General features: G+C 68.8%; 23 protein-coding genes and 1 pseudogene. 12 read left to right on the forward strand and 12 right to left on the reverse strand.

Translation table 11 applies throughout. From position 1 onward, the window contains the following. Positions 1–65 precede the first annotated feature (65 nt). The 3 genes from pstS to pstA are packed head-to-tail and all read left to right on the forward strand — an operon-like array spanning position 66 to position 3,076. Positions 66–1,178: a phosphate ABC transporter substrate-binding protein PstS gene (pstS, locus tag P6281_RS20765; RefSeq protein ID WP_373306388.1), complete on the forward strand. Its 1,113-nt coding sequence runs from the start codon at positions 66–68 to the stop codon at positions 1,176–1,178. A gap of 22 nt (positions 1,179–1,200) precedes the next feature. Beyond that, positions 1,201–2,226, forward strand: coding sequence for a phosphate ABC transporter permease subunit PstC (gene pstC / locus P6281_RS20770; protein ID WP_051019803.1), 1,026 nt, complete (start codon positions 1,201–1,203; stop codon positions 2,224–2,226). A gap of 1 nt (position 2,227) precedes the next feature. Continuing rightward, positions 2,228–3,076, forward strand: coding sequence for a phosphate ABC transporter permease PstA (gene pstA / locus P6281_RS20775; protein ID WP_014385692.1), 849 nt, complete (start codon positions 2,228–2,230; stop codon positions 3,074–3,076). 27 nt (positions 3,077–3,103) lie between these two features. Here pstA and P6281_RS20780 read toward each other — a convergent pair whose 3' ends face one another. From P6281_RS20780 to P6281_RS20805, 6 genes are all read right to left on the reverse strand, one after another. Further along, positions 3,104–3,544, reverse strand: a complete 441-nt coding sequence (locus P6281_RS20780; RefSeq protein WP_009953231.1) for a response regulator — start codon at positions 3,542–3,544, stop codon at positions 3,104–3,106. Continuing rightward, positions 3,541–5,142 carry a sensor histidine kinase gene (locus P6281_RS20785; protein ID WP_014385693.1) on the reverse strand — a complete coding sequence of 534 codons (1,602 nt, stop codon included), beginning with the start codon at positions 5,140–5,142 and terminating at the stop codon, positions 3,541–3,543. Before P6281_RS20785 ends, P6281_RS20780 begins: the two co-directional genes overlap by 4 nt. Further along, the gene (locus tag P6281_RS20790; protein ID WP_014380982.1) at positions 5,139–6,284 is read right to left on the reverse strand and encodes a PP2C family protein-serine/threonine phosphatase; all 1,146 of its coding nucleotides are present in this window, start codon (positions 6,282–6,284) and stop codon (positions 5,139–5,141) included. The genes P6281_RS20785 and P6281_RS20790 overlap by 4 nt, the downstream gene beginning before the upstream one ends. 247 nt (positions 6,285–6,531) lie before the next feature. After that, complete coding sequence (locus P6281_RS20795; RefSeq protein WP_009953234.1) at positions 6,532–7,701, reverse strand: acyl-CoA dehydrogenase; 1,170 nt, start codon at positions 7,699–7,701, stop codon at positions 6,532–6,534. Positions 7,702–7,784: 83 nt separating this feature from the next. Beyond that, on the reverse strand, positions 7,785–8,300 hold the full coding sequence (gene purE, locus P6281_RS20800; protein ID WP_026071222.1) for a 5-(carboxyamino)imidazole ribonucleotide mutase: 516 nt from the start codon (positions 8,298–8,300) through the stop codon (positions 7,785–7,787). A gap of 27 nt (positions 8,301–8,327) precedes the next feature. Next, positions 8,328–9,623 carry a 5-(carboxyamino)imidazole ribonucleotide synthase gene (locus tag P6281_RS20805; RefSeq protein ID WP_083863051.1) on the reverse strand — a complete coding sequence of 432 codons (1,296 nt, stop codon included), beginning with the start codon at positions 9,621–9,623 and terminating at the stop codon, positions 8,328–8,330. A gap of 108 nt (positions 9,624–9,731) precedes the next feature. Between P6281_RS20805 and P6281_RS20810 the strand changes: the two genes are divergently transcribed. Continuing rightward, complete coding sequence (locus P6281_RS20810; protein ID WP_008259906.1) at positions 9,732–10,391, forward strand: GtrA family protein; 660 nt, start codon at positions 9,732–9,734, stop codon at positions 10,389–10,391. On the opposite strand, the gene P6281_RS20815 is transcribed toward P6281_RS20810, so the two are convergent. The 6 genes from P6281_RS20815 to P6281_RS20840 are packed head-to-tail and all read right to left on the reverse strand — an operon-like array spanning position 10,346 to position 16,758. Then, on the reverse strand, positions 10,346–10,864 hold the full coding sequence (locus tag P6281_RS20815; protein WP_008259908.1) for a PH domain-containing protein: 519 nt from the start codon (positions 10,862–10,864) through the stop codon (positions 10,346–10,348). The two genes, P6281_RS20810 and P6281_RS20815, sit on opposite strands and share 46 nt — an antisense overlap. A 32-nt stretch (positions 10,865–10,896) precedes the next feature. Continuing rightward, positions 10,897–11,721 (reverse strand): biotin--[acetyl-CoA-carboxylase] ligase, encoded by an 825-nt coding sequence (locus tag P6281_RS20820; RefSeq protein ID WP_014385695.1) that lies wholly within the window; start codon positions 11,719–11,721, stop codon positions 10,897–10,899. 17 nt (positions 11,722–11,738) lie between these two features. Next, entirely contained in the window at positions 11,739–13,307 is a 1,569-nt protein-coding gene (locus P6281_RS20825; protein ID WP_201409347.1) for an FAD-binding protein, read from the reverse strand. A gap of 23 nt (positions 13,308–13,330) precedes the next feature. Beyond that, complete coding sequence (locus P6281_RS20830; RefSeq protein WP_014942821.1) at positions 13,331–14,980, reverse strand: AMP-binding protein; 1,650 nt, start codon at positions 14,978–14,980, stop codon at positions 13,331–13,333. 1 nt (position 14,981) lies between these two features. Next, a complete protein-coding gene (locus tag P6281_RS20835; protein ID WP_014380989.1) occupies positions 14,982–15,572 on the reverse strand; it encodes a nuclear transport factor 2 family protein in 591 nt (196 codons plus the stop codon). Positions 15,573–15,618: 46 nt separating this feature from the next. After that, complete coding sequence (locus P6281_RS20840; protein ID WP_324738508.1) at positions 15,619–16,758, reverse strand: PucR family transcriptional regulator; 1,140 nt, start codon at positions 16,756–16,758, stop codon at positions 15,619–15,621. Between the two features lie 85 nt (positions 16,759–16,843). Here P6281_RS20840 and P6281_RS20845 point away from each other — a divergent pair, with 85 nt between their 5' ends. From P6281_RS20845 to P6281_RS20880, 8 genes and pseudogenes are all read left to right on the forward strand, one after another. Continuing rightward, positions 16,844–18,484: an acyl-CoA carboxylase subunit beta gene (locus P6281_RS20845; protein ID WP_008259921.1), complete on the forward strand. Its 1,641-nt coding sequence runs from the start codon at positions 16,844–16,846 to the stop codon at positions 18,482–18,484. A gap of 5 nt (positions 18,485–18,489) precedes the next feature. Next, positions 18,490–18,780: an acyl-CoA carboxylase subunit epsilon gene (locus P6281_RS20850; RefSeq protein ID WP_014380991.1), complete on the forward strand. Its 291-nt coding sequence runs from the start codon at positions 18,490–18,492 to the stop codon at positions 18,778–18,780. Beyond that, positions 18,777–19,409 carry a Maf family protein gene (locus P6281_RS20855; protein WP_014380992.1) on the forward strand — a complete coding sequence of 211 codons (633 nt, stop codon included), beginning with the start codon at positions 18,777–18,779 and terminating at the stop codon, positions 19,407–19,409. Before P6281_RS20850 ends, P6281_RS20855 begins: the two co-directional genes overlap by 4 nt. Positions 19,410–19,581: 172 nt before the next feature. Next, positions 19,582–20,595, forward strand: a complete 1,014-nt coding sequence (locus tag P6281_RS20860) for an IS1380 family transposase (RefSeq protein WP_324738509.1) — start codon at positions 19,582–19,584, stop codon at positions 20,593–20,595. A 47-nt stretch (positions 20,596–20,642) separates the two neighbouring features. Then, complete coding sequence (locus tag P6281_RS20865; protein ID WP_046187329.1) at positions 20,643–21,878, forward strand: IS256 family transposase; 1,236 nt, start codon at positions 20,643–20,645, stop codon at positions 21,876–21,878. A gap of 42 nt (positions 21,879–21,920) precedes the next feature. Beyond that, positions 21,921–22,364: pseudogene (locus tag P6281_RS20870) on the forward strand (transposase); the annotation flags it as partial. A gap of 184 nt (positions 22,365–22,548) precedes the next feature. Next, positions 22,549–23,451 (forward strand): sulfurtransferase, encoded by a 903-nt coding sequence (locus tag P6281_RS20875; RefSeq protein WP_014380993.1) that lies wholly within the window; start codon positions 22,549–22,551, stop codon positions 23,449–23,451. 10 nt (positions 23,452–23,461) lie between these two features. Further along, the gene (locus tag P6281_RS20880) at positions 23,462–23,884 is read left to right on the forward strand and encodes a SufE family protein (protein WP_009953247.1); all 423 of its coding nucleotides are present in this window, start codon (positions 23,462–23,464) and stop codon (positions 23,882–23,884) included. Position 23,885: the final 1 nt, after the last annotated feature.

Genomic DNA, 23,885 nt, shown 5'->3' on the forward strand with positions numbered 1-23,885 from the left:
CAGAAAAGCAAAGGGACGCAAGGGACCTAAAGGAAAGAGAAAGGAAGAAGGCCGTGAAAGTTCGTATGAGTAGGTTGCTGGCGATGGCCGCGACCGCGCCCCTGGTTTTCGCCGCGGCTGCGTGTGGTTCGAACTCGCAGACCGGTGCGCCGAGTCAGGGCGGCGGCGGCCCGGTCGCGACGACGCCGGCGTCATCGCCGGTGACGTTGTCGGAGACGGGCAGCACGCTGCTGTACCCGCTGTTCAACCTGTGGGGCCCCGCCTATCACGACAAGTACTCGAACGTCACGATCACCACCCAGGGCACCGGCTCCGGGACCGGGATCTCCCAGGCCGCGGCCGGGGCGGTCGAGATCGGCGCCTCCGACGCCTACCTGTCCGAGGGCGACATGGCCGCGCACAAGGGACTGATGAACATCGCGCTGGCCATTTCCGCGCAGCAGGTCAACTACAACCTGCCCGGTGTCACCGAACACATCAAGCTCAACGGCAAGGTGCTGGCCGGCATGTACAACGGCTCCGTCAAGACCTGGAACGACCCGCAGATCGCCGGGCTGAACCCCGGCGTGAATCTGCCTGCCACACCGGTGGTTCCGCTGCACCGCTCCGACGGCTCCGGTGACACCTTCCTGTTCACCCAGTACCTGTCCAAGCAGGACCCCGACGGCTGGGGCAAATCGCCCGGCTTCGGCACCACCGTCGCCTTCCCGACGGTGCCCGGCGCGCTCGGGGAGAACGGCAACGGCGGCATGGTGACCGGCTGCGCGGACACCCCGGGCTGCGTGGCCTACATCGGCATCAGCTTCCTCGACCAAGCGCAGGGCAAGGGGCTCGGCGAGGCGCAGCTGGCCAACGCCTCCGACAAGTACCTGCTGCCCGACGCCAAGAGCATTCAGGCCGCGGCCGCCGGATTCGCCTCGAAAACCCCGGCGAACCAAGCGATCTCGCTGATCAACGGCCCGGCGCCGGACGGCTATCCGATCGTCAACTACGAGTACGCCATCGTCAACAGCGGTCAGAAGGACGCCGCCACCGCCCAGACCCTGCAGGCCTTCCTGCACTGGGCGATCAGCGACGGCAACAACGCCTCGTTCCTGGACAAGGTGCACTTCCAGCCGCTGCCGGCCGACGTGGCGAAGCTGTCGGACGCCCAGATCGCCAAGATCAGCGGCCAGTAGGGGTTTGGTGACCGACATCGCGATGGGCGGCGCGCGGGCGCGGATCCGCGGCGCGCGCCGCCCGGGCCTGGCCATCCGTTCCCTGGGTGCGGCGGGCGCGGTGGTTCCGCTGCTCGCGCTCGTGTTCGTGCTCGCGACCCTGCTTCTCGAGGCGCTGCCCGCGATCAGGGTCAACGGGCTGCACTTTTTCACCGCCACCGAGTGGAACCCCGGCAACACCTACGGGGACGCCGTCGTCACCCGCGGCGTCCGGCATCCCGTCGGCGCCTACTATGGGGCGCTGCCGCTGATCGTGGGCACCCTGGCGACCTCGGCGATCGCCCTGGTCATCGCGGTGCCGGTGTCGATCGGGGCGGCGCTGGTGATCGTGGAGCGGTTGCCGAAGCGTCTCGCGTCGGCCATCGGGATGGTGCTCGAATTGCTCGCCGGCATCCCCAGCGTCATCGTCGGCCTTTGGGGCGCAATGACATTCGGGCCGTTCATCGCCCACTACGTGGCCCCGGTGATCGCCCGCAACGCGCCCGACGTGCCGGTGCTCAGCTACTTGCGCGGCAACACCGGTAACGGGGAGGGCCTGTTGGTGTCCGGGCTGGTGCTGGCGGTGATGGTCATTCCCATCATCGCCAGCACCACCCGCGACCTGATCCGCCAGGTGCCGGTGCTGCCCCGCGAGGGCGCGGTCGCGCTGGGGATGACCGACTGGGAGTGCGCGCGGCGGGTCACCCTGCCGTGGGTGTCGAGCGGCATCGTCGGAGCGGTGGTGCTCGGGCTCGGCCGCGCGTTGGGAGAGACGATGGCCGTCGCCATGGTGTCGGGTGCGGTGTTGGGCGCGATACCCGCCAACATCTACGCGACGATGACCACCATCGCGGCCACCGTTGTGTCGCAGCTGGATTCGGCGATGACGGACTTCACCGACTTCGCCGTGAAGACCCTCGCCGAGGTGTCCCTGGTGTTGATGGTGATCACGTTGCTCACGAACGTCGCGGCCCGCACGATGGTGCGCCGGGTGTCGGGCACGGCGCTGCCGGTGGGACGGGGTGTCTGACATGGTCGGTACCCGACGCAAGATCGTCAACGCGCTGTTCTGGATCGGCTGCGTGTGCTGCCTGGCGGTGGTGGTCGTGCCGACGCTGTGGATGCTGGTCGAGGTCGTCGGGCGCGCCCTGCCGGTCTTCAAATGGAGCGTGCTCACCGAGAACACCCGCGGCAACGGCGGCGGGCTGCGCAACGCCATCATCGGCACCGTGGTCATCGGCGTCGGCGTCATGCTGGTCGGGGGCACCGTCAGCGTGCTGACCGGGATCTATCTCTCCGAATTCGCCGGCGGCAGAACGCGTTCCATCCTGCGCGGCGCCTACGAGATCCTGTCCGGCATCCCGTCGATCGTGCTCGGCTACGTCGGCTACCTGGCCCTGGTGGTGAAATTCCACTGGGGCTTCTCCCTGGCGGCCGGGGTGCTGACGCTCTCGGCGATGAGCATTCCGTACATCGCCAAGGCCACCGAGTCCGCGCTGGCGCAGGTACCCACGGCCTACCGGGAGGGGGCCGAAGCGCTCGGGTTGCCGCTCGGCTGGACCCTGCGCAAGATCGTGCTCAAGTCGGCGATCCCCGGCATCGTCACCGGGCTGCTGGTGGCGCTCGCGCTGGCGGTGGGCGAGACGGCGCCGATGCTGTACACGGCGGGCTGGTCGAACTCGGCCCCGACCGGCAAGCTCACCGACTCACCGGTGGGCTACCTGACCTACCCGATCTGGACGTTCTACAACCTGCCGTCGAAGGCGGCCCGCGACCTGTCCTACGATGCCGCGTTCCTGCTGATCGTGTTCGTGTTCCTGCTGATCATCCTCGGGCGGATGATCACCTGGTTCGCGCGGCGGCACTCGGAATCCGGGTAGCCCGATTCGGTTGCGCCACAGCCTCGTTCAGGCGGTCGGCAGCCGCACCACCTGAACGAAGAACTCGTCGATCTGCCGGACCGCCTTCATGAACTGGTCCAGGTCGACGGGTTTGGTGACGTAGGCGTTGGCGTGCAGCTTGTAGCTCTTGAGGATGTCCTCCTCGGCCGAGGAGGTGGTCAGCACGACGACCGGGATCTGGGCCAGCTCGGGGTCGGACTTGATCTTCTCCAAAAGCTGGCGGCCGTCGTATTTGGGCAGGTTCAAATCCAGCAGGATCAGGTCGGGCCGCGGCGCGTCGGCGAACTCGCCGCGCCGGTACAGGTAGTTGAGTCCCTCCTCCCCGTCGTGCGCGACGTGCAGCCGGTTCTTGAGTTTGTTGTGCTCGAACGCTTCTCGCGTGATCAGCTCGTCCCCCGGGTCGTCTTCGACCAGCAGGATGTCGATCGCTCTTCCTTCGGGTGTCACTGATGCGCTCCTTCCAAAGCGACTGAGTCCTCTTCCTCGACGCGCCCGGGCATGGGCAACGTGAATTCGAATCGCGTCCCCTCGGTGTAGGACGTGTCGATCCGCACGGTGCCGCCGTGGTGCTCGACGATCTTCTTGACCAACGCGAGACCCACGCCGGTTCCCGCGTACACCTCCCGGCCGTGCAGCCGCTGGAAGATGACGAAGACCTTGTCGGAGAATTCCTCCGGAATGCCGATGCCGTTGTCCGACACGCTGAACAACCATTCGCCGTCGTGGGTGCCCTCGCCGGGTGCGCATTCGATGACGACGCGGGGCGGGCGATCCTTGTGCCGGAACTTGATCGCGTTGCCGATCAGGTTCTGCCACAGCATCGTCAGCAGCGTCGGATCCCCCACGATCTCCGGCAGCGGCTCCGTCGGGCGCACGATCTGGGCTTCGGTCTCCTCGATCGCGACGGCCAGGTTGGCCAGGCCGGCGTCGAGCGTCGCGTCGAGCTGCACCTCGGTCTCCGTGGTGCCCAGCCGGCCGACCCGGGAGAAGGTGAGCAGGTCGTTGATCAGCGCCTGCATGCGTTTGGCGCCGTCGACCGCGAACCCGATGTATTCGATGCCGCGTTCGTCGAGCTTGTCGGCGTACCGTTTCTCGAGCAGCTGACAGAAGGAGGCCACCTTGCGCAGCGGCTCCTGCAGATCGTGCGAGGCGACATAGGCGAACTGCTCGAGTTCGGTGTTGGACCGGCGCAATTCGGCGGTCTGCTCATCGAGCAGGGTTTGGGCCGAACGGGACACGTCGAGCTCTTCGACCATGCGCTTGCGCATATTCTCGACGTCGATGGCCATGTTGCGAATGTCCTTGGGCCGCTTGGGCGCCGAGATCACTTCGTCGAAGTTGCCCTGGGTGATCCGGCGGCAGGCCGCGGCCAGGCTCGCGATCGGCCGGGTGATCGCCGCGCGACTCAGCAACCCCAACAGCGCGGCCGCGCCCAAAACGATCAGCACCATCGCGCCCAGCACCCAGTCGCGCCAGCCGTTGATGTCGTTGAGCTCGTCGACGGCGCTGGCCGCCGCGTCGGCCAGGTGCGTGTTCTGCGTGTCGAAAAGCACTCGCAGACGGTCGAATTTGGCTTTGCCGAGGTCGGCCATCGAGGTGCTGACGACGCTGGGAACCTTGGGGGTCACGGCCGCGATGACGGGTTCGGCGTAGCTGGTGCGCCAGTCCGCGGCGGCGGTTTCGACCGCCTCCAGGTCGGCGATCAGCTCCGCGCGCCCGCCGACCAGCCGGCGAATCTCGTCGGCGGCGGCCCGTTCGGCGCGTTGCCCGTCGTAATACGGCGCGAGGAACTGCCGGTCGGCGGTGATCAGGTAACCGCGCACGCCCGTTTCCTGGTCCCGCAGGGCCGCCTGCAAATGGGTCGCGGCGACGCGCGCCGGCTGGATGTCCTCGCCCACCTGGCGCGACACCTGGTCGGTGCGGTCCAGTAGCACCCCGCCGACGACCGCGCCGAGGAGCACCGTCGCACCCATGATCCACAGGACGAGGGCCAGCCACCCCCGCACGGTGAGCTGCGCGAGCCGAAGCGGAGCCGGTGCCGTCACGTGGTGGTCCTCTCGATGCGGAGCACGGCGATGTCGTCGGTGAGGCCGCCGCGCGGCTCGGCGAGTTCCTGGGCGCCGTCGATGAGGGCGTCGACGAATGCCGGGCCGGGTCGGTTGGCGTGCGAGCGGGCAAGCTCGAGCAGGCCGTCCTCGCCGAGCCGCTCGGTCCCCTGCCCCGAATAGCCTTCGTAGAGACCGTCGGTCAGCAACAGCAGGCCGTGGCCGGCGGGCACCTCCAGCTCGTGGCGCGGCCAGCCGTCGGCGCGCAGGCCCAGCGCCGGGCCGCCCGGCGGCTCCACCCACTGGACCGCGCCGCCGCCCTGCAGCAACATCCCCGGATGCCCGGCGCGGATGACGCTGACCTCCGGGCGCTCCGGGCAGATCTCGAGGCTGAGCACGGTCGCGAAGATGCCGGTGCCGGTGCGTTCCGAATACAGCACCCGCTCGAGCTGGCGCATCAGGTCGACGCCGTGCACGCCGGCGAAGGTGAGCGTGCGAAACGCGATCCGCAGCGCCGCGCCCAGGGCCGCCTCGTGCGGGCCGTGCCCGGCGACGTCGCCGATCAGGACGTGCACGATCCGGTCGGGCGTCTGGACGACGTCGTAGAAGTCGCCACAGAGCAAAGCGCCTTCGCGGCTGGGGCGGTAGCGGGCGACGATGTCGACGCCCGGGTCGTCCAGCAGCAGCGGGGAGGGCAGCAGTCCGCGTTCCAGCAGCGCGTTCTCCCGGGCCCGCAGCTGGGTCGCGTGCAGGTCGGCGGCGATCAGCTCGGCGCGCTTGCGCTCGATCGCGTACAGCAGCGCGCGACGCAGCATTTCCGGCTCGACGCGGCCCTTGACCAGGTAGTCCTGGGCGCCGGCGGCGACTGCCGACGCCCCGAAATACTCGTCGTTGAGCCCGGTCAGCACGACGATCGGCACGGTGGCGTCCAGCTTGGCCACGCGGTCCAACGCGTCGATCCCGCTGGCGTCGGGCAGGTGCAGATCCAGCAGCACGCAATCGGGGCGGGCGGATTCCAGCTCGCGTTCGGCGTCCGCCATCGACTTGGCCCACACCACCCGGATGTCGGCGGCCGCGTCGGAGATCAGGTCTTCCACGAGCACCGCGTCGGCGCGGTCGTCCTCGACCAAGAGCAACGACAAGGATTGCCAACTCGCCGTCGGCGTGACCGGAGCACGTGCCGGAATCAATTCCCGGCCATCTGTGGACGGGTGTGGGAAGTCACGTTCTGCATTTGCAGACCCCCTGGCCGCGATAAGACCCTTGCTCGTTGGCGGTGGTCGGACGGGATTGCCGGTGCCTGTTTACCGACCGTCGGCTTGGACTTCACGCGCCGTGGAGATCCTATGCGGTGCGGGCGGGGTTTTCCCAACGGACCCGCGGAACGAATCAGCGCAGCAGCGCCCGCGACATCACCACGCGCTGAATCTGATTGGTGCCCTCGTAGATCTGGGTGATCTTGGCGTCACGCATCATCCGCTCGACGGGGAAATCGACGGTGTAGCCGGCGCCGCCGAAGAGCTGCACCGCGTCCGTGGTGACCTCCATCGCGACGTCGGACGCCAGGCACTTCGACGCCGCCGAGATGAAGCCCAGGTGCGATTCGCCGCGCTCGGCGCGGGCGGCGGCGTGGTACACCATCAGCCGGGCGGACTCCACCTTCATCGCCATGTCGGCGAGCATGAACTGCACGCCCTGGTTGTCGCTGACCGGGCGGCCGAACTGCTTGCGGTCCTTGGTGTAGGCGATGGCCGCGTCCAGCGCGCCCTGGGCGATGCCGACCGCCTGCGCGCCGATGGTGGGCCGGGTGTGGTCCAGCGTCGCCAGCGCCGTCTTGAACCCGGTGCCCGGCTCGCCGATGATCCGGTCGCCGGGGATCCGGCAGTTCTCGAAGTACAGCTCGGTGGTCGGCGAACCCTTGATACCCAGCTTCTTTTCCTTGGGCCCGACGCTGAATCCCTCGTCGTCCTTGTGCACCATGAACGACGAAATCCCATTGGCGCCTTTGTCCGGATCGGTCACCGCCATCACCGTGTACCAGCTGGACTTGCCGCCGTTGGTGATCCAGCATTTGGCGCCGTTGAGGATCCAGTCGTCCCCGTCGGCCTTGGCCCGGGTCCGCATCGATCCGGCGTCGCTGCCGGCCTCGCGCTCGGACAGCGCGTAGGACGCCATCGCCGAGCCGTCCGCGATCGAGGGCAGCACCTGCTTTTTCAGCTCGTCGGAGCCGCGCAGGATCAGCCCCATCGTCCCGAGCTTGTTGACCGCGGGAATCAGTGACGCCGAGGCGTCGACGCGGGCGACCTCTTCGATGACGATGCACGCGGCCACCGAGTCGGCGCCCTGCCCGCCGTACTCCTCGGGCACGTGCACGGCGTTGAAGCCCGACGCGTTCAGGGCCTCCAGCGCCTCCTGCGGGAAGCGCGAGTTCTCGTCGACGTCGGCGGCGTGCGGGGCGATTTCCTTTTCCGCCAGCGCGCGGATCGCCGCCCGCAATTCGGTGTGTTCCTCGGGCAACTGGAACAGATCAAAGGTGGGATTTCCGGCCCATCCAGCCATCTCGAGCCTCCTACGCTCTCCTGTGGCGCCCTGCCGAACCGCCCGACTCCTGCGCGGGCGCGGCGCGCCTCGTCGCCAAGCTACTAGTCGGTAACTTTACCCCGGCGCTGCTGCAGCGCCTCATCCTTGGCCCGCACGGTCTCGGCCAGCTGCTGCTGGAAGTCGACGATCCGGGCACGCAGCGCCGGGTCCGACGATCCGAGGATGCGCACGGCGAGCAGGCCGGCGTTGCGGGCGCCGCCGATGGAGACCGTGGCCACCGGGACACCGGCGGGCATCTGCACGATCGACAGCAACGAGTCCAGGCCGTCGAGCCGCGCGAGCGGCACCGGCACGCCGATCACCGGCAGCGGCGTCGCGGACGCGACCATGCCGGGCAGGTGCGCCGCCCCGCCGGCGCCGGCGATGATCACCTCGATGCCGCGCCCGGCCGCGTCGCGGGCGTAGTCGAACATCACCTGCGGGGTGCGGTGCGCCGAGACGACCCGGACCTCGGCCGGCACGTCGAACTCGGCCAGCGCCGCCGCGGCGTCCTGCATCACCGACCAGTCGCTGTCGCTGCCCATGATCACGCCGACGCGAGCCTCCTGCTCACTCATGGTCATGGTCATTTGCGCCGCTCCTCCTCATCGACTGCGCTCCGCATCGTCGCCGGCGTGTGGATCCCATCCGTCCGTCCACTGCCCGTGTGACAACCAGTGTGCCGCCAGGTGGGCGCGTTCCCGCAGCTTCGCCACGCTTTCGCGGGCCGGGTCCAGGCCGACGAAGTTGATGTGGCCGACCTTGCGGCCGGGGCGCTCCTGCTTGCCGTACAGGTGCACCCGCGCGTCGGGCATCCGCGCGAACAGGTGGTGCAGCCGCTCGTCGACGCTCATCTGCGGGGGCGTCGCGGCGCCCAGCACGTTGGCCATCACGGTCACCGGCGCCAGCGCGTCGGTGTCGCCGAGCGGGTAGTCGAGCACCGCGCGCAGATGCTGCTCGAACTGGCTGGTGCGCGACCCGTCCATGGTCCAGTGCCCCGAGTTGTGCGGCCGCATCGCCAGCTCGTTGACGAGCAGCGACCCGTCACCGGTCTCGAACAGCTCGACCGCGAGCACGCCGACCACCCCGAGTTCGCCGGCGAGCCGCAACGCCAGCCGCTGCGCCTCGGCGGAGACGTCGCCGGGCAGGTCCGGCGCGGGGGCGATCACCTGCACGCAGATCCCGTCGCGCTGCACGGTCTCGACGACCGGCCACGCCGCCCCCTGCCCGAACGGCGACCGGGCCACCAGCGCGGAGAGCTCGCGGCGCAGGTTCACCTGCTCCTCGGCCATCACCGGCACGCCGTCGGCCAGGAAGGCGGCCGCGATCTCGCGGGCGTGCACCGGGTCGCGGGCCATCCGCACCCCACGCCCGTCGTAACCGCCGCGGATCGCCTTGACCACCACGGGCCCGGCGATCCCCCGCGCGAACTCGTCGAGTTCGTCGACGCTGCGGATCTCGGCGTAGCGGGGCACCGGCACGCCGAGGGCCTCCAACCGCCGCCGCATCACGAGCTTGTCCTGCGCGTGCACCAGCGCCTGCGGCGGTGGCGCCACGTTGATGCCCTCGGCGACGAGCTTGTCCAGCAGTTCGGTCGGCACGTGCTCGTGGTCGAACGTCAGCACGTCGGCACCCTCGGCCACCCGGCGCAGGTCCTCGAGATCGGTGTGCGAACCGATCACCACGTCGGGGGCGACCAGCGCGGCCGATTCGTCGGCGTCGGTGGCCAGCACCCGCAGCGTCTGCCCAAGGGCGATCGCCGCCTGGTGGGTCATCCGGGCGAGCTGACCGCCTCCGACCATCGCGACCACGGGGATGACCCGGGGAACGGCTCGGGCGGCCGGGGGGCGCGTTTCGAGGGGGGCTGCGCCCGGGGGGCGTGTACTCGGCACGGCCATCATCGTGTCACGGCCGCGCACACCGCCGCCAAGGCGTGTGACCGGCGCTGACACTGAATTGTTATGTACGATTTTGCGTCGAATTTGTGTCCGTCCGTACACTGACGTGTTGTGTCCTTCGCCGAAGCCACGATCGCGCGTCTGCCAAGGGTTTTGCAGCCCTATTTGCTACGCCACCACGAACTGATCAAATTCGCCATTGTCGGCGGCACCACGTTCGTCATCGACTCGGCGATTTTCTACACGCTCAAGCTGACAATTCTTGAACCCAAACCGGTCACCGCGAAGGTGATCGCCGGGATCGTGGCGGTCATCGCCTCCTACGTGCTGAACCGGGAATGGAGCTTCCGCAACCGCGGCGGCCGCGAGCGCCACCACGAGGCCCTGCTGTTCTTCGCGTTCAGCGGCGTGGGGGTGCTGCTGTCCATGGCGCCGCTGTGGTTCTCCAGCTACGTGCTGCAACTGCGCGTGCCGACGGTGTCGCTGGCGGTGGAAAACCTCGCCGACTTCATCTCGGCCTACATCATCGGAAACCTGCTGCAGATGGCGTTCCGCTTCTGGGCGTTCCGCCGTTGGGTATTTCCGGACCAGTTTGCCCGCACCCCCGACAAGGCCCTGGAATCCGCCCTCACCGCCGGCGGTATTGCCGAGATCTTCGAAGACGAGATCGAGGGCGGAAACGTCACCCTGCTGCGCGCCTGGCGCAATCGGGCCGGCCGCCTGGGTCAGCTCGGCGATTCCTCGGAACCGAGGGTGTCGAAGACTTCGTGATACAGCAGCGCGTGCACCTCGCGCAGCCGCGGAATGTCGTAGAACTCCAACGGATCCTGTGACGCCGATTCGATGATCAGCGTCCCGGTGCGAAACATTCGCTCGGTGATCCGGTCGCGGAATTCCACGCTGTTGATCCGGGCCAGCGGGATGTCGATCCCGGTGCGCGTCAACACCCCGTGCCGGAACATCACCCGCCGGTTCGTCACCACGAAATGGGTCGTCAGCCAGCTTCCGAAGGGCCACAACGTCAGCCACCCGACGATCACCAGCCAGATCCCCCAGATGACGCCGTGGATGATGTTCTTGGCGAGCTGCTCCCAGTGCGTCGAGTTGAGGTATCCCGAGCCGAACGCCGCCAGCCCGGTCACCACGATGAGAACCAGCACCGGCCAGATCAACCGCTTCCAGTGCGGGTGCCGATGCACGATGACGTGCTCGCCGGCGGCCAGCACGTTGTCCGGATAGCCCATGCCCGCCGACCTTAGCCGCGCGGCGCGACTAACTAGCGCAAATGCACCACATCGCCGGCCGCGACGACGGCGGTCTGCCCGCCACTGTCCAGGCACAACCGGCCCTGATCGTCGATGGCGGTCGCGGTGCCGTCGATCTGCTTGCCGCCGGGCAGGTGCGCGCGCACCCGGTTGCCGAGGGTCAGGCTGCGCGCCCGGTAGTCGGCGGCCAGCGCCCAGTCGGCGCCGCGCGCGGCGCGCCAGGCCACGATCCGCCGCCCCAGCTCCCGCAGCAGGTCCGACACCAACCGCGTGCGGTCGGGTTCGGCCACGCCGAGATCGAGCAGCGACGTCGCGCCGGGGCCGTCGATCTCCTCGGCGGACTGAGTCACGTTGAGCCCCAAGCCGATAACCACCACCGGCTTGGCCACCTCGGCGAGAATCCCGGCCAGCTTGCCCGGCGAATCGCCCGGCCCGGCCAGCACGTCGTTGGGCCACTTGAGCCCCACCCGGGCCGCGGACCCTTCCAGCAGCGGCGCGACGGTGTCAACGACCGCCACCCCGGTGGCCAGCGGCAGCCAGCCCCACCCGGTGCTGGGGACGTCGACGACGCTGACGCCGACCGACATGGTGATCTGGGCGCGCGGGGTGGCCGACCAGCCGCGGCCGTGCCGCCCGCGGCCGGCGGTCTGGTGCTCGGCGATCAGCACGGCGCCGGCGACGTCGGCGCCCGACGCCGCCCGCGCCAGCAGGTCGGCGTTGGTGGATCCGGTCTGCTCGACGACGTCGAGCTGACGCCAGCCCAGCCCGGTGCCGATCAACTCGGCGCGCAGCGCGGCGGCGTCCAGTGGTGCTCGAAGTTGATCTCGGTCTGTCACCGGACCCAGCCTAGAACTCAGGACCGACGGTCGCGCATGTCCAGGACGGCCAGGTGGCTGAACAGCATGCTGGTTCCGATCGGGTTGCCCCCACCGGGATACGCGGTGCCGCTGGGCGCGGCCATCGTGTTGCCCGCCGCGTACAGGCCCGGAATCGGGTGGCCGGACGTGTCGAGCACCCGCGCCGCGGCGTCGGTGCGCAGGCCGCCTTTGGTGCCCAGGTCCGAGATGCCGAACGCGGCGGCGTGATAGGGCGGCGAGTCGATGGGCACCAGCGGCGAGGCGCCCGCCGAGAACGCGCGATCGAACGCCTCGTCGCCGCGGCCGAAGTCCTCGTCGACGCCGGAGGCGGCAAAACCGTTGAACCGCTTCACCGTTGCCGCGAGCCGCTCGCCCGGAACCCCGATCTTGGCGGCCAGCTCCTCGAGGGTGTCCGCGGAGTGCCACAGGCCGGCGGCGACGTACTTCTCGGTCTCGACGATGGAGACGTTGGCCGCCTTGACCGGCGGCACCTCGCCCTCGGAGTCGTCGTAGATCATCCAGTACGGCAACGTGATTGAGCCGTCCTGCAGTTGCGCGATGATCTCGCGGCCGGCCCGGTCGTAGGCCCGGGACTCGTTGACGAACCGGTCGCCGTCCTGGTTGACGAAGATGCCGCCGGTGAACCACAGCGCGAAGGCGGACCGGCCGTCGGGATGGGTCATGCCCGGCGACCACCAGGCCTGGTCCAGCAGGTCGGTGTCCGCGCCCGCGGCGATGCCGGCCTGCAGCGCCAGACCGCGACTTCCCGGGCCCCCCATGGTGTCTCGCGCGCTGCCCGGCACCCCGTACTTCCGCCGCAGCTCGTCGTTGCCCTCGAAGCCGCCGGCGGCCAGCAGCACGCCCCGGCGGGTGCGGACGGCGCGGCGCTGCCCGCCGGTCTCGACGATCGCGCCGGTGACCCGGCCGTCGTCTACCACGAGGTCGACCAGCGCGGTGTCGCGCTGCAGCGACGCGCCCGGGTACTCGCCGATGGCCTTGAGGAAGCGGGCGATCAGCGCGCGGCCCCCGACGTAGTAGTCCGACGGCGGTTCGGCGCCGAGCCGGTCGGTGTCCAGCGGCCCGCGGATCGCGTCGCGGAACTCGGGGGCGGCGGCCACCGCCAGCGGCTTGGCCGCGATGTGGCGCTGGCCGTCGAGGCGCGCCTTGGGCGCCTTGCCGTAGTAGTCGGGCCACGGCAGCGGCACGAACTTCAGGTTCGGGTCGGCCTCCAGGTACTCGATCAGCGGCGCGCCGCCGCGGACGTAGGTTTCCTGCAGCTCGCGCGGGGTGCGATCGCCGACCACGGCGCGGTAGTAGGTGAGCGCGTCCTCGATGGTGTCGTCGGTGCCGGCGCGCAGCAGCACCGGATTGCACGGGAACCACACGCCGCCACCGCCGGAATACGCCGTGGTGCCACCGAATTTCGCGGTGGCCTCGACCAGGAGCACGTTGAGGCCTTCGCGCGCCGCGGTGTACGCGCCGGTCACGCCGCCGCCGCCCGATCCCGCGACCAGTACGTCGCATTCGGCCGTCCAGTCCGCGGGTCCCAAGAGGCGGGCGTCCATCAGCGGAGACTACCTCGCCGCGTTCACAGGTAGCGCTGCCGGCCGTGCGACGCGAATTCCGCGTCGAGCGAGCGCTTTTCGTCGGCGCTCATCCGGTGGTACGCGGGCGCTCCCCGCCCGGCCCACCGATACACCGGTTCGTCGGTATGCCAGCGCTGTCGTTGCAGCACGCGCTTGAGCACCTTGTTGGAGCCGGTGACGGGCAGGCTCGTCGACAGCCGCAGGAACCGGGGAGCGCCCTTGCTGCCCAAATCTTGCTGGGCGGACAGGTAGGCGGCGAACCCGGCGGCGTCGAAACTCTCGGGATCGGCCACCTCGAGGGCCGCCATCACCTGATCGCCCGAGCGCGGATCGGGCACCGCGTAGACCCCGGCCGCCACCACGTCCGGGTGCCGGCGCAGCACGCGCTCGATGGTCAGCGCGGACGTGTTCTCGCCGTCGACCCGGATCCAGTCGCCGCGGCGGCCGGCGAAGTACAGGAACCCCGCCTCGTCCCGGTACCCGAGGTCGCCGGTCCAATACCAGCCGTTGCGGATCCGCTCGGCGTCGGCGTCGTCGTTTTTGTAGTAGCCCTCGAACGTCCGGGTGCCGGCCTTGTCGACGATTTCGCCCACGGCCTCGTCGGGGTTGAGCACCCGGCCGTGCTCGTCGAGGAGCGCGGGCGGGCAGTCGGTCAGCGTCTCCGGATCGACCACCGCGACACCGGGGTGGGCCGGCCGGCCCAGCGCCCCCGGCGGTGCGTCCGGGGCGTGCGCGACGGCGCCGCCACCCTCGCTCGAGCCGTAGCCCTCCAGCAGCTCCGCGCCGAAGCGGCGCCGGAACTGCGCCTGGTCGTCCGGTGACGCCTCAGTGCCGAAGCCGCGGACCAGCGCGTTGTCGGCGTCGTCGGGCCGCTCGGGTGTGGCCATCAGATAGGCGAGCGCCTTGCCCACGTAGGTGAAGAACGTCGCGCCGAAGTAGCGCACGTCGGGCAGGAACCGGGACGCCGAGAACACCGGCGTCAGGCACACCGTGGCGCCGTTGGCCAGCGCCGGCGCCCACAGCGCCATGATCGCGTTGCCGTGGAACAGCGGCATGCAGCAGTAGTCGACGTCGTCGCGGACATGCCCGAACTTCTCGGTGGCCGTGTGCGCGATTAAGGCCAGCCGCCCCTGGCTGCATTTGACCGCCTTCGACGCGCCCGTCGTCCCCGAGGTGAACAGCAGCAGGAACAACGACTCCGGGCCGACCCCGGGCGCGACGTCGGGTTGGCCGCGAAGGGGGTCCACGCGCTCGCGGTAGCCGGGGTCGTCGACCTGCAGAAAACGGTCCGCCGCCAGTTCCAGGCCGAGCCCGCGCAGTCGCTCCGCGCCCGCGGCGTCGGTGACGATCATCTGGCAATCGGTGTGCCGGATCTCTTCGGCCAGCTCGGCGGCGCCGCGGGTCGGGTTGATGCCCACCACGGTCGCCCCCGCCAGCGCCGCGCCGCCGAGCCAGAAGACGAAGTCGGGCACGTTGTCCAGCAGCACCCCGATGTGAAACGGGCCGTCACGGCGCATCGATCGGGCCAGCGCGGCGCGCGCGGCGGATTCGCGGACCACCTCGTCCCACGTCCAGTCGCGGTCGCGGGTGCGCAGCCCGACGTGTTCGTCACCGAGGCGATCGAGGAGCATCGTCGCGATGTCGGCGGCCATCTCAGGCCGACGCGTGCACGAGGTCCAGGTACTCCTGCGGCAGCTCGTCGCGGGACAGCTTGGTCACGCTGACCACACCGGGGTTGTAGGAGTCCTCACCAATGATCTTGCCGCTCTTGTCGATTGGCCACAGCAGCAGCTGCCGGAACACCACCAGGTAATCCCCGTCGGGGTCGTCGACCGGCATCCCGAGGATGCGCGTCAGCTCCGCCGCCGGGTAGAGCTGCTTGAGCAGACCCTCGGTCACCAGGCAGTCGTCGTCGACGACGAGCCGCTGCACCTCGAACTCGAGAATGTTGGTGCGGGTCGCCAGGAAGTCGACGTAGTAGCTGCGCACCCCGTCGGTGGTTTTCGCGCCCACATCCTGGGCCCCGTGCCAAAAGTGGTAGGCGGGATCGGGGCTCAGCGTCGCCATCAACCGCTCCAAATCCGGTGCGGCCTCGGCCTTCATATGTTCGATCACCACGCTCAGCACCGCCCGGTGCCGCTCGTTGGTGGTTTCGGCCAACCGCCTCTCCAGCGGTTCCCAGGTCCGGTTGGGGTCGATGATCGCCATGCGGTCATCATCACGAATCCGCCGGCCCGCGGTCATCCGCCAGCCGTCGCCCGTATTCGCCGATCCGCCCGACGATCGTCGGTCAGGCCTGTTCCGGTTCGTCGAGTTCGGTCGAGGACAGCGCGATCGGCCGGATCATGAGCACCAGCGTGGCGATGAACCGGTCCATCGGATCGTTGAGATCCCACCCCATCTGCGACCCCACATGCGCGAGCCGCGCCGCGACGGTGCTGTGATGCAGATGCAGTTCGGCGGCCGTGCGCCGCAGCGACCCGAATACGAGGAAGGCCTCCACGGTGTCGACGTCGAGCGCACCCGTAGGTGTCGCGGCAATCTCGTTGATCCGCAACACATCTCGTTGCCGGCGCACACGTTCCAGGGGGATGTCGGCCAACAGCTCCAGCGCGCTGAGCCGCTCGTAGGCCACGGCGCGCCTGCCGTAACCGGTCGACGACGCGAAGCGCAGCGCGCCCAGCGCCTGCTGCCAGGAGGTGGCCGCGGCCAGCGCTTCGACGCTGGCACCGATGCCGACCCAGGGACCCCGGTTCGCCCCCTCGGTGCGCCGTCCCGGGAACGCGGTGGTGATCGCGCCCTCCAGCCCGTCGGAGAGCGCCCGGGTGTCGATGGGCCCCTGGCACAGCACGGCCGTCGCGTTCCCGATGGCGGTCGAGCGCACCGACGAGCCCGGAAGCTGGCGGGCGATGATCCGCAGCGCCTCGGGCGGCGAGTGCGCCGACACCGCCAGCACGCAGATGTTGCGCTTCTCGTCCAGCCCGAGCAGGCGGACCGCCCGCACCCGATCCTCCCGGCGCTCCTTGCCGGACAGCACGACTTCGAGCAGCGCCGGGTCCCCGATGTGCAACTCGCCCGACGCCCCGGCGCGCGCCGGCACCGCGCGCAGCGTGTGGGCCAACCGATCGAGCAGCACCGGATCGAGGGCGTGCCCGGGACCGTCGCGCTCCAGCCACACGCTCGGCTCGTCCGCCGGTGCCGGCGGCGGCACATCCCTGCCCGGTTCCAGGCCGCCCGTCGCGTCGTAACGAATCACGGTGCCCGACGCCCACCGCGCGCCGATCGGGCACTCGGCCAGCAACGCCGCGCAGCGCACCACGGTGTCGGCGTCGGCCGCCGACTCGTGGAGCCGGTCGAAGTGGGAGATGATCCGCAGCACAGAGGCGGAATCGGAACCCAGTTGCGACATGCGCGCCGGATCGGCGTTCATCAGCGGAGGTTACCGTCAAAGCCCTTCAAACCCCTTTAAAGCCCATGAAAGGGACGGGCTACCAGCCACGCTAAGCTCGACTCCCATGACGAGCGTTACCGACCACACCGCGGAACCCGCTGCCGAACACACCATCGACATCCACACCACCGCGGGCAAGCTGGCCGAACTGCACAAGCGCCGCGAGGAGTCGCTGCACCCGGTGGGTGAAGAGGCCGTCGAGAAGGTGCACGCCAAGGGCAAGCTGACCGCCCGCGAGCGCATCCTCGCCCTGCTCGACGAGGACTCGTTCGTCGAGCTCGACGCGCTGGCCCGGCACCGGAGCAAGAACTTCGGCCTGGAGAACAACCGCCCGCTCGGCGACGGCGTGATCACCGGCTACGGCACCATCGACGGGCGCGACGTGTGCATCTTCAGCCAGGACGCCACGGTGTTCGGCGGCAGCCTCGGCGAGGTGTACGGCGAGAAGATCGTCAAGGTCCAGGAGCTGGCGATCAAGACCGGGCGCCCGCTGATCGGCATCAACGACGGCGCGGGGGCGCGCATCCAGGAGGGCGTCGTCTCGCTCGGCCTCTACAGCCGCATCTTCCGCAACAACATCCTGGCCTCCGGCGTCATCCCGCAGATCTCGCTGATCATGGGGGCCGCCGCCGGTGGGCACGTCTACTCCCCCGCGCTGACCGACTTCGTGGTCATGGTCGACCAGACCAGCCAGATGTTCATCACCGGGCCCGACGTCATCAAGACCGTGACCGGCGAGGACGTCACCATGGAGGAGCTGGGCGGCGCCCACACCCACATGGCCAAGTCGGGCACGCTGCACTACGTCGCCTCCGGTGAGCAGGACGCCTTCGACTGGGTCCGCGATCTGCTGAGCTACCTGCCGCCCAACAACGCGACCGACCCGCCCCGCTACGCCGAGCCGCACCCGCCCGGCGCCATCGAGGACAACCTCACCGAGGAGGACCTCGAGCTGGACACGCTGATCCCGGACTCGCCCAACCAGCCCTACGACATGCACGAGGTGATCACCCGCATCCTCGACGACGACGAATTCCTGGAAGTCCAGGGGGGTTACGCGCAGAACATCGTCGTCGGGTTCGGCCGCATCGACGGCCGCCCGGTCGGGATCGTGGCCAACCAGCCGACGCAGTTCGCCGGCTGCCTGGACATCAACGCCTCGGAGAAGGCGGCCCGCTTCGTGCGGACCTGCGACTGCTTCAACATCCCGATCATCATGCTGGTCGACGTGCCGGGCTTTTTGCCGGGCACCGGCCAGGAGTACAACGGCATCATCCGGCGCGGCGCCAAGCTGCTGTACGCCTACGGCGAGGCCACCGTCCCCAAGATCACCGTCATCACCCGCAAGGCCTACGGCGGCGCCTACTGCGTCATGGGCTCCAAGGACATGGGCTGCGACGTCAATATCGCCTGGCCGTCGGCGCAGATCGCCGTGATGGGGGCCTCCGGCGCCGTCGGATTCGTCTACCGCAAGCAGCTTTCCGAGGCGGCCAAGGAGGGCAAGGACGTCGACGCGCTGCGCCTGCAGCTGCAGCAGGAGTACGAGGACACCCTGGTCAACCCGTACGTCGCCGCCGAGCGCGGATACGTCGACGCGGTGATCCCGCCCTCGCACACCCGCGGCTACATTGGCACGGCGCTGCGCCTGCTGGAACGCAAGATCGCCCACCTGCCCCCCAAGAAGCACGGGAACATTCCGCTGTGAGTCGAGTGAGCGACGGGAACGAGACGAACAATTCGGCCGCTGTGAGTGACGAAAACGGTTCTGCGGCAACCGAAGCCGCGCCCGAGGCGCACGAGCCGCACATCCAGATCCTCAAGGGCGAACCCACCGTCGAGGAGGTGGCCGCGCTGGTCGCGGTGCTGGGCAGCGTCGGCGGTGCGCCCGAGCCCGAACAGCCCGAGGAGACCCGCTGGGGTCTGCCGGTCGACCGGCTGCGGTTCGCGATGTCGAACTACCAGCGGCTCACGTTCCAGCAAATGACCCACATGAGGCATTGACCCGCCTGGTGCTGGCGTCGGCCTCGGCCGGCCGGCTCAAGGTGTTGCGTCAGGCCGGCGTCGACCCGCTGGTCGTGGTGTCCGGCGTCGACGAGGACGCGGTCGCGGCCGCGCTGGGACCCGGCGCGGAGCCGCCCGACGTGGTGTGCGCCCTGGCCCGGGCCAAGGCCGAACAGGTCGCCGGCGGGCTGGACGGCGCCGTCGCGGCCGATTGCGTTGTCCTTGGCTGTGATTCGATGCTTTCCCTCGACGGCCGGCTGTGCGGCAAGCCCGGGTCGGCCGACGCCGCGGCGAGCCAGTGGCGCCGCATGGGCGGGCGCTCCGGCGGGCTGCACACCGGGCACTGCCTGCTGCGGATGTCCGACGGCGCGATCACCCATTGCGAGGTCGAATCCGCTTGCACCACAGTCTATTTCGCCGAACCGACGGAGACCGATCTGCGCGCCTACGTGGCCGGCGGCGAACCGTGGCACGTGGCTGGCGGCTTCACCCTCGACGGGCTGGGCGGCTGGTTCGTCGACGGCATCGACGGCGACCCGTCGAACGTGATCGGCGTGAGCCTGCCGCTGCTGCGGCGCCTGCTGGGGCGGGCCGGGCTGTCGGTGGCCGCGCTGTGGGCCGGCAATTGACCCCGAGCGCCGAATTGTGGGGCCGAATCCCGCTCCAACCGCGGCAACTAGCCTCGATCTTTCGTGAAGATGGGGTGGTGACGGGCGTGTGATGCACGGAAGTGCCTGTCCTGCTTGAGAAAATGTGACTTGTCTAGGGTCCATGTTCTGCAAGCGGGAAGGCACTCCGTAGGTGAAGCGTAGCCGTTGTGGTGGGTTTAGGGTCGAGGCTGGTCGCGAGTCGTTGATTTCCTCGACTGGTGCGGCGCTGCTCGTGCAGACTGCGCAGGTCAGCGGCTTGACGTCGGTTCTCTCGGATCAGCTGCGGTCGTGGCGGGCGCCGCGCTCGGTCCACGATCCGGGCAAAATGGTGCTGGATCTGGCGGTGGCGATCGCGCTCGGCGGTGACTGCTTGGCCGATGCGGCGCTGCTGCGTGCTCAGCCGGAGTTGTTCGGTGCGGTGGCCTCTGATCCCACGATCAGCCGGCTGCTGGAGACTCTCGGCGGGGATCCCGCCGCGGCGATCGCCGCGATCCGTCATGCGCGGGCGAGCGCGCGGGCGACGGTGTGGCAGCTGTGCTGCCCGGTTCCTGTAGCTGGGGAGGTCGTCGTCGATCTGGACGCCACCTTGATCGGGGCGCATTCGGATAAAGAAGGCGCGACCCCGAACTTCAAGCGGGGATACGGGTTTCATCCGATGATGGCGTTCGTTGATCACGGTGCCGGCGGTACCGGGGAGCCGTTGGCGGCGATGTTGCGTCCCGGGCGGGCCAACGCCAGCGACGCCGCCGATCAGATCGCGGTCCTTGATGCCGCGTTGGCCCAACTGCCCCAGGGGGTGCGCGATCGGGTGCTGGTGCGAGGCGACACCGGTTCGGGAGTCAAGGAATTCCTCTGGCACATCCACCACCTGGGTCTGTCCTACTCGGTCGGTGTCTACGGTCGCCAACCCGTGCTGGATGCCCTGGCCGCCCTGCCACGCCAGGCCTGGCGGCGCGCTAAGGACGCCGATGGGTGTCTGCGCGAGGGCGCTCAGGTTGCCGAACTGACCCGCTGGCTGCCGGCGACGTTCGTTGGCTGGCCGCCAGGGATGCGGGTGATCGCCCGCCGGGAACGCCCACATCCGGGCGTGTCATTCCATCTGTGTAAGTCCGGGGTGGTCCAAGATCGGACCGCCGTTGGGGCGGACAGAAGGAGTGTTTTGTGACGAAGACCACGCAGTCGTCGGCTGAGGAGAAGTCGGCGGCGCGGCGGCTGGCCGAGACGTTTTCGGCGGAGACGCTGGATTCGCTGATCAAGGATGCGGTGAAGTCGGGCACTCCGATCGACGGCGCGGACGGTTTGCTCAATGAGTTGACTAAGGCGGTGCTGGAGCGCTCGCTGCAGACCGAGATGACTCATCATCTGGGCTATGAGTCCGGGGATCTGGCCGGGCGCGGGTCGGGCAATTCGCGCAACGGGTTCAGCTCGAAGACGGTGTCCACGGTCAACGGTCCAGTGGATATCTCCGTGCCGCGCGACCGCAACGGATCGTTCGAGCCGGCGATCGTGCCCAAGAAGACCCGCCGACTCAATAACATCAATTCCGTTGTGTTGTCGCTGTATTCGCGCGGGATGACCACCCGCGACATTGAAGCCCATCTGCAGGAGGTGTACGGGGCTGCCGTGTCGCGCGAGCTGATCTCTAATGTCACCGACGTCGTGGTCGATGAGATCAAGGCCTGGCAGTCCCGCCCGCTCGATGAGGTCTATCCCATCCTCTACATCGACGGGCTGCGGTTGCGCATCAAGGACAACGGGGTGGTCACGACCAAGGTGGCCTATCTGGCCATCGGGGTGGATCTGGAGGGCCGCAAACACGCCCTGGGGGTCTGGATCCAAGACTCCGAGGGCGCCAAATTCTGGCAGAAAGTCGTCATCGACCTGCGCAACCGCGGGGTGCGCGACATCCTGATCGCCTGCTGCGACGGGCTGACCGGGCTGCCTGATGCGATCCGCTCGACCTTTCCCGACACCGTGGTGCAGACCTGCGTGGTGCACGTCATCCGCAACGCCATGCGCTTCGTGTCCTACAAGGACCGCAAGAAGGTCGCGACCTCGATGCGCGCGATCTATGGCGCGTCGACCACCGAGGCCGCCGAGCTCGCGCTCAAAGAGTTCGACACCGCCTACGGGGCCCAATATCCTGGGGCAATCGACGTTTGGCGCAACGCCTGGCCAGAGTTCGTGCCGTTCCTGGATTATCCGGTGGAGCTGCGCAAGATCGTTTACACCACCAACGCCATCGAGTCGATCAACTTCCAGCTGCGCAAGATCACCAAAAACCGCGGCCATTTCCCCGACAAGGACGCCGCGATGAAGTTGCTGTATCTCGGATTGCGCAACATCTCCAGCGACAGAGGAGGATTCTCGGGCACCGGAACGTACAACTGGACTGTGGCATTGAACACACTCGCCAGACTGTTCCCGGGACGAATTCCGTTGTGTTAGACTACAATTCGTAGTCAAATCACCTCTGACTTACACAAAATTCGTGACAGGCTCCCACATCCCGGTGCCCAACTGCGCATCACCGATGCCCACGGCTGGCGCATCACGATGTTCGCCACCAACACCACCGGCGGGCGACTCGCCGACCTCGAAGTACGCCACCGACTGCGGGCCCGCGCCGAGGACCGCATCCGCACCCTCAAAGACACCGGCCTGGCCAACCTGCCGCTGCAGGCCTTCGGCAAGAACGAGATCTGGCTCGAGCTGGCCGCTCTGGCCTACGAGCTGCTGACCTGGACCCAACTACTGGCCTGGCCCGATCACCCCGCCCGCAGCTGGGAACCCAAACGACTGCGCCTGCGCCTGCTTTCGGTGGCCGGCCGGGTCATCACCACCGGACGCCGTCGCATCCTGCGCCTGAGCAGACGATGGCCCTGGTCAGAACTACTGACCAGGGGTCAACGAAACCTCGCCGCACTCAATTGAATTCACCACAACATCCCTACGGCCCAGGACCCAGGAGAACCGGCGACCCAGCGCCGGGGACGCTCCACGCCCAACCCACCGCACCGGCAACAACCGACCAATCGACAACAACCAACCCACCTCAAGAAAGATCGAGGCTAGTCGACGTTGGTGACGAAATCCCGGGATGAGTAGGCTCGGCAGCGTGGCATTACCCCCCGATCCAAGCCCGACACTGTCGAACTACGCCCACCCCGAGCGACTGGTCACGGCCGACTGGCTGTCGGCCCACCTGGGCACCCCCGGCCTGGTGATCGTCGAGTCCGACGAGGACGTGCTGCTCTATGACGTGGGCCACATCCCCGGTGCGGTGAAAGTCGACTGGCACACCGATCTCAACGACCCGCGGGTCCGCGACTACATCGACGGTGCGCAGTTCGCTGAGTTGATGGACCGCAAGGGCATCGCCCGCGACGACACCGTGGTGATCTACGGCGACAAGAGCAACTGGTGGGCCGCCTATGCGCTGTGGGTGTTCACGTTGTTCGGCCACCCGGACGTGCGCCTACTCAACGGCGGCCGCGACCTGTGGCTGGCCGAACGCCGGGAGACCACGCTGGACGTCCCCACCAAGACGTCCACCGGCTACCCCGTCGTCACGCGCAACGACGAGCCCATCCGCGCCTTCAAGGACGACGTGCTGGGGATCCTCGGCAGCCAGCCGCTGATCGACGTGCGCTCGCCCGACGAGTACACCGGCAAACGCACGCACATGCCCGAGTACCCCGAGGAGGGCGTGCTGCGCGGCGGCCACATCCCCACCGCCCGGTCGATCCCGTGGGCCAAGGCGGTCGACGAGAGCGGCCGCTTCCGCAGCCGCGAGGAACTCGAGGAGCTCTATGGCTTCCTCGAGCCCGACGACAAGACCGTCGTGTACTGCCGCATCGGCGAACGGTCCAGCCACACGTGGTTCGTCCTGACGCACCTGCTGGGCAAGCCCGGCGTGCGCAACTACGACGGGTCGTGGACCGAGTGGGGCAACACCGTGCGCACCCCGATCGTCGCGGGCCCCGAACCGGGACCGGCACCGGGGCCCGTCTCCGTTTGATGGGTTCGTCATGAGCATGCCCGCGCCGCTGGCCGAGGTGGTCTCCGACTTCGCCGAGGTCGAGGGCCAGGACAAGCTGAAGCTGCTGCTGGAATTCGCCGACGAGCTGCCGGACCTGCCGCCCGAGCTCGAAGAGCGGGCCATGGAGCCGGTGCCCGAGTGCCAGACGCCGCTGTTTCTGCACGTCGACGCCAGCGACCCGAACCGGGTGCGGTTGCACTTCAGCGCGCCCGCCGAATCGCCGACCACCCGGGGTTTCGCGTCGATCCTGGCCACCGGCCTGGACGAGCAGCCGGCCGCCGAAATCCTGGCGGTGCCCGAGGATTTCTACGACGACCTCGGGTTGGCCGCGCTGATCAGCCCGCTGCGATTGCGCGGCCTGTCGGCGATGCTCGCGCGCATCAAGCGCAGGCTGCGCGAGTCGACCGGATAAA

Origin of the sequence: Mycobacterium sp. 5-140-3-2, from assembly GCF_035666375.1 — a bacterium.
Classification (GTDB): Bacteria; Actinomycetota; Actinomycetes; order Mycobacteriales; family Mycobacteriaceae; genus Mycobacterium; species Mycobacterium intracellulare.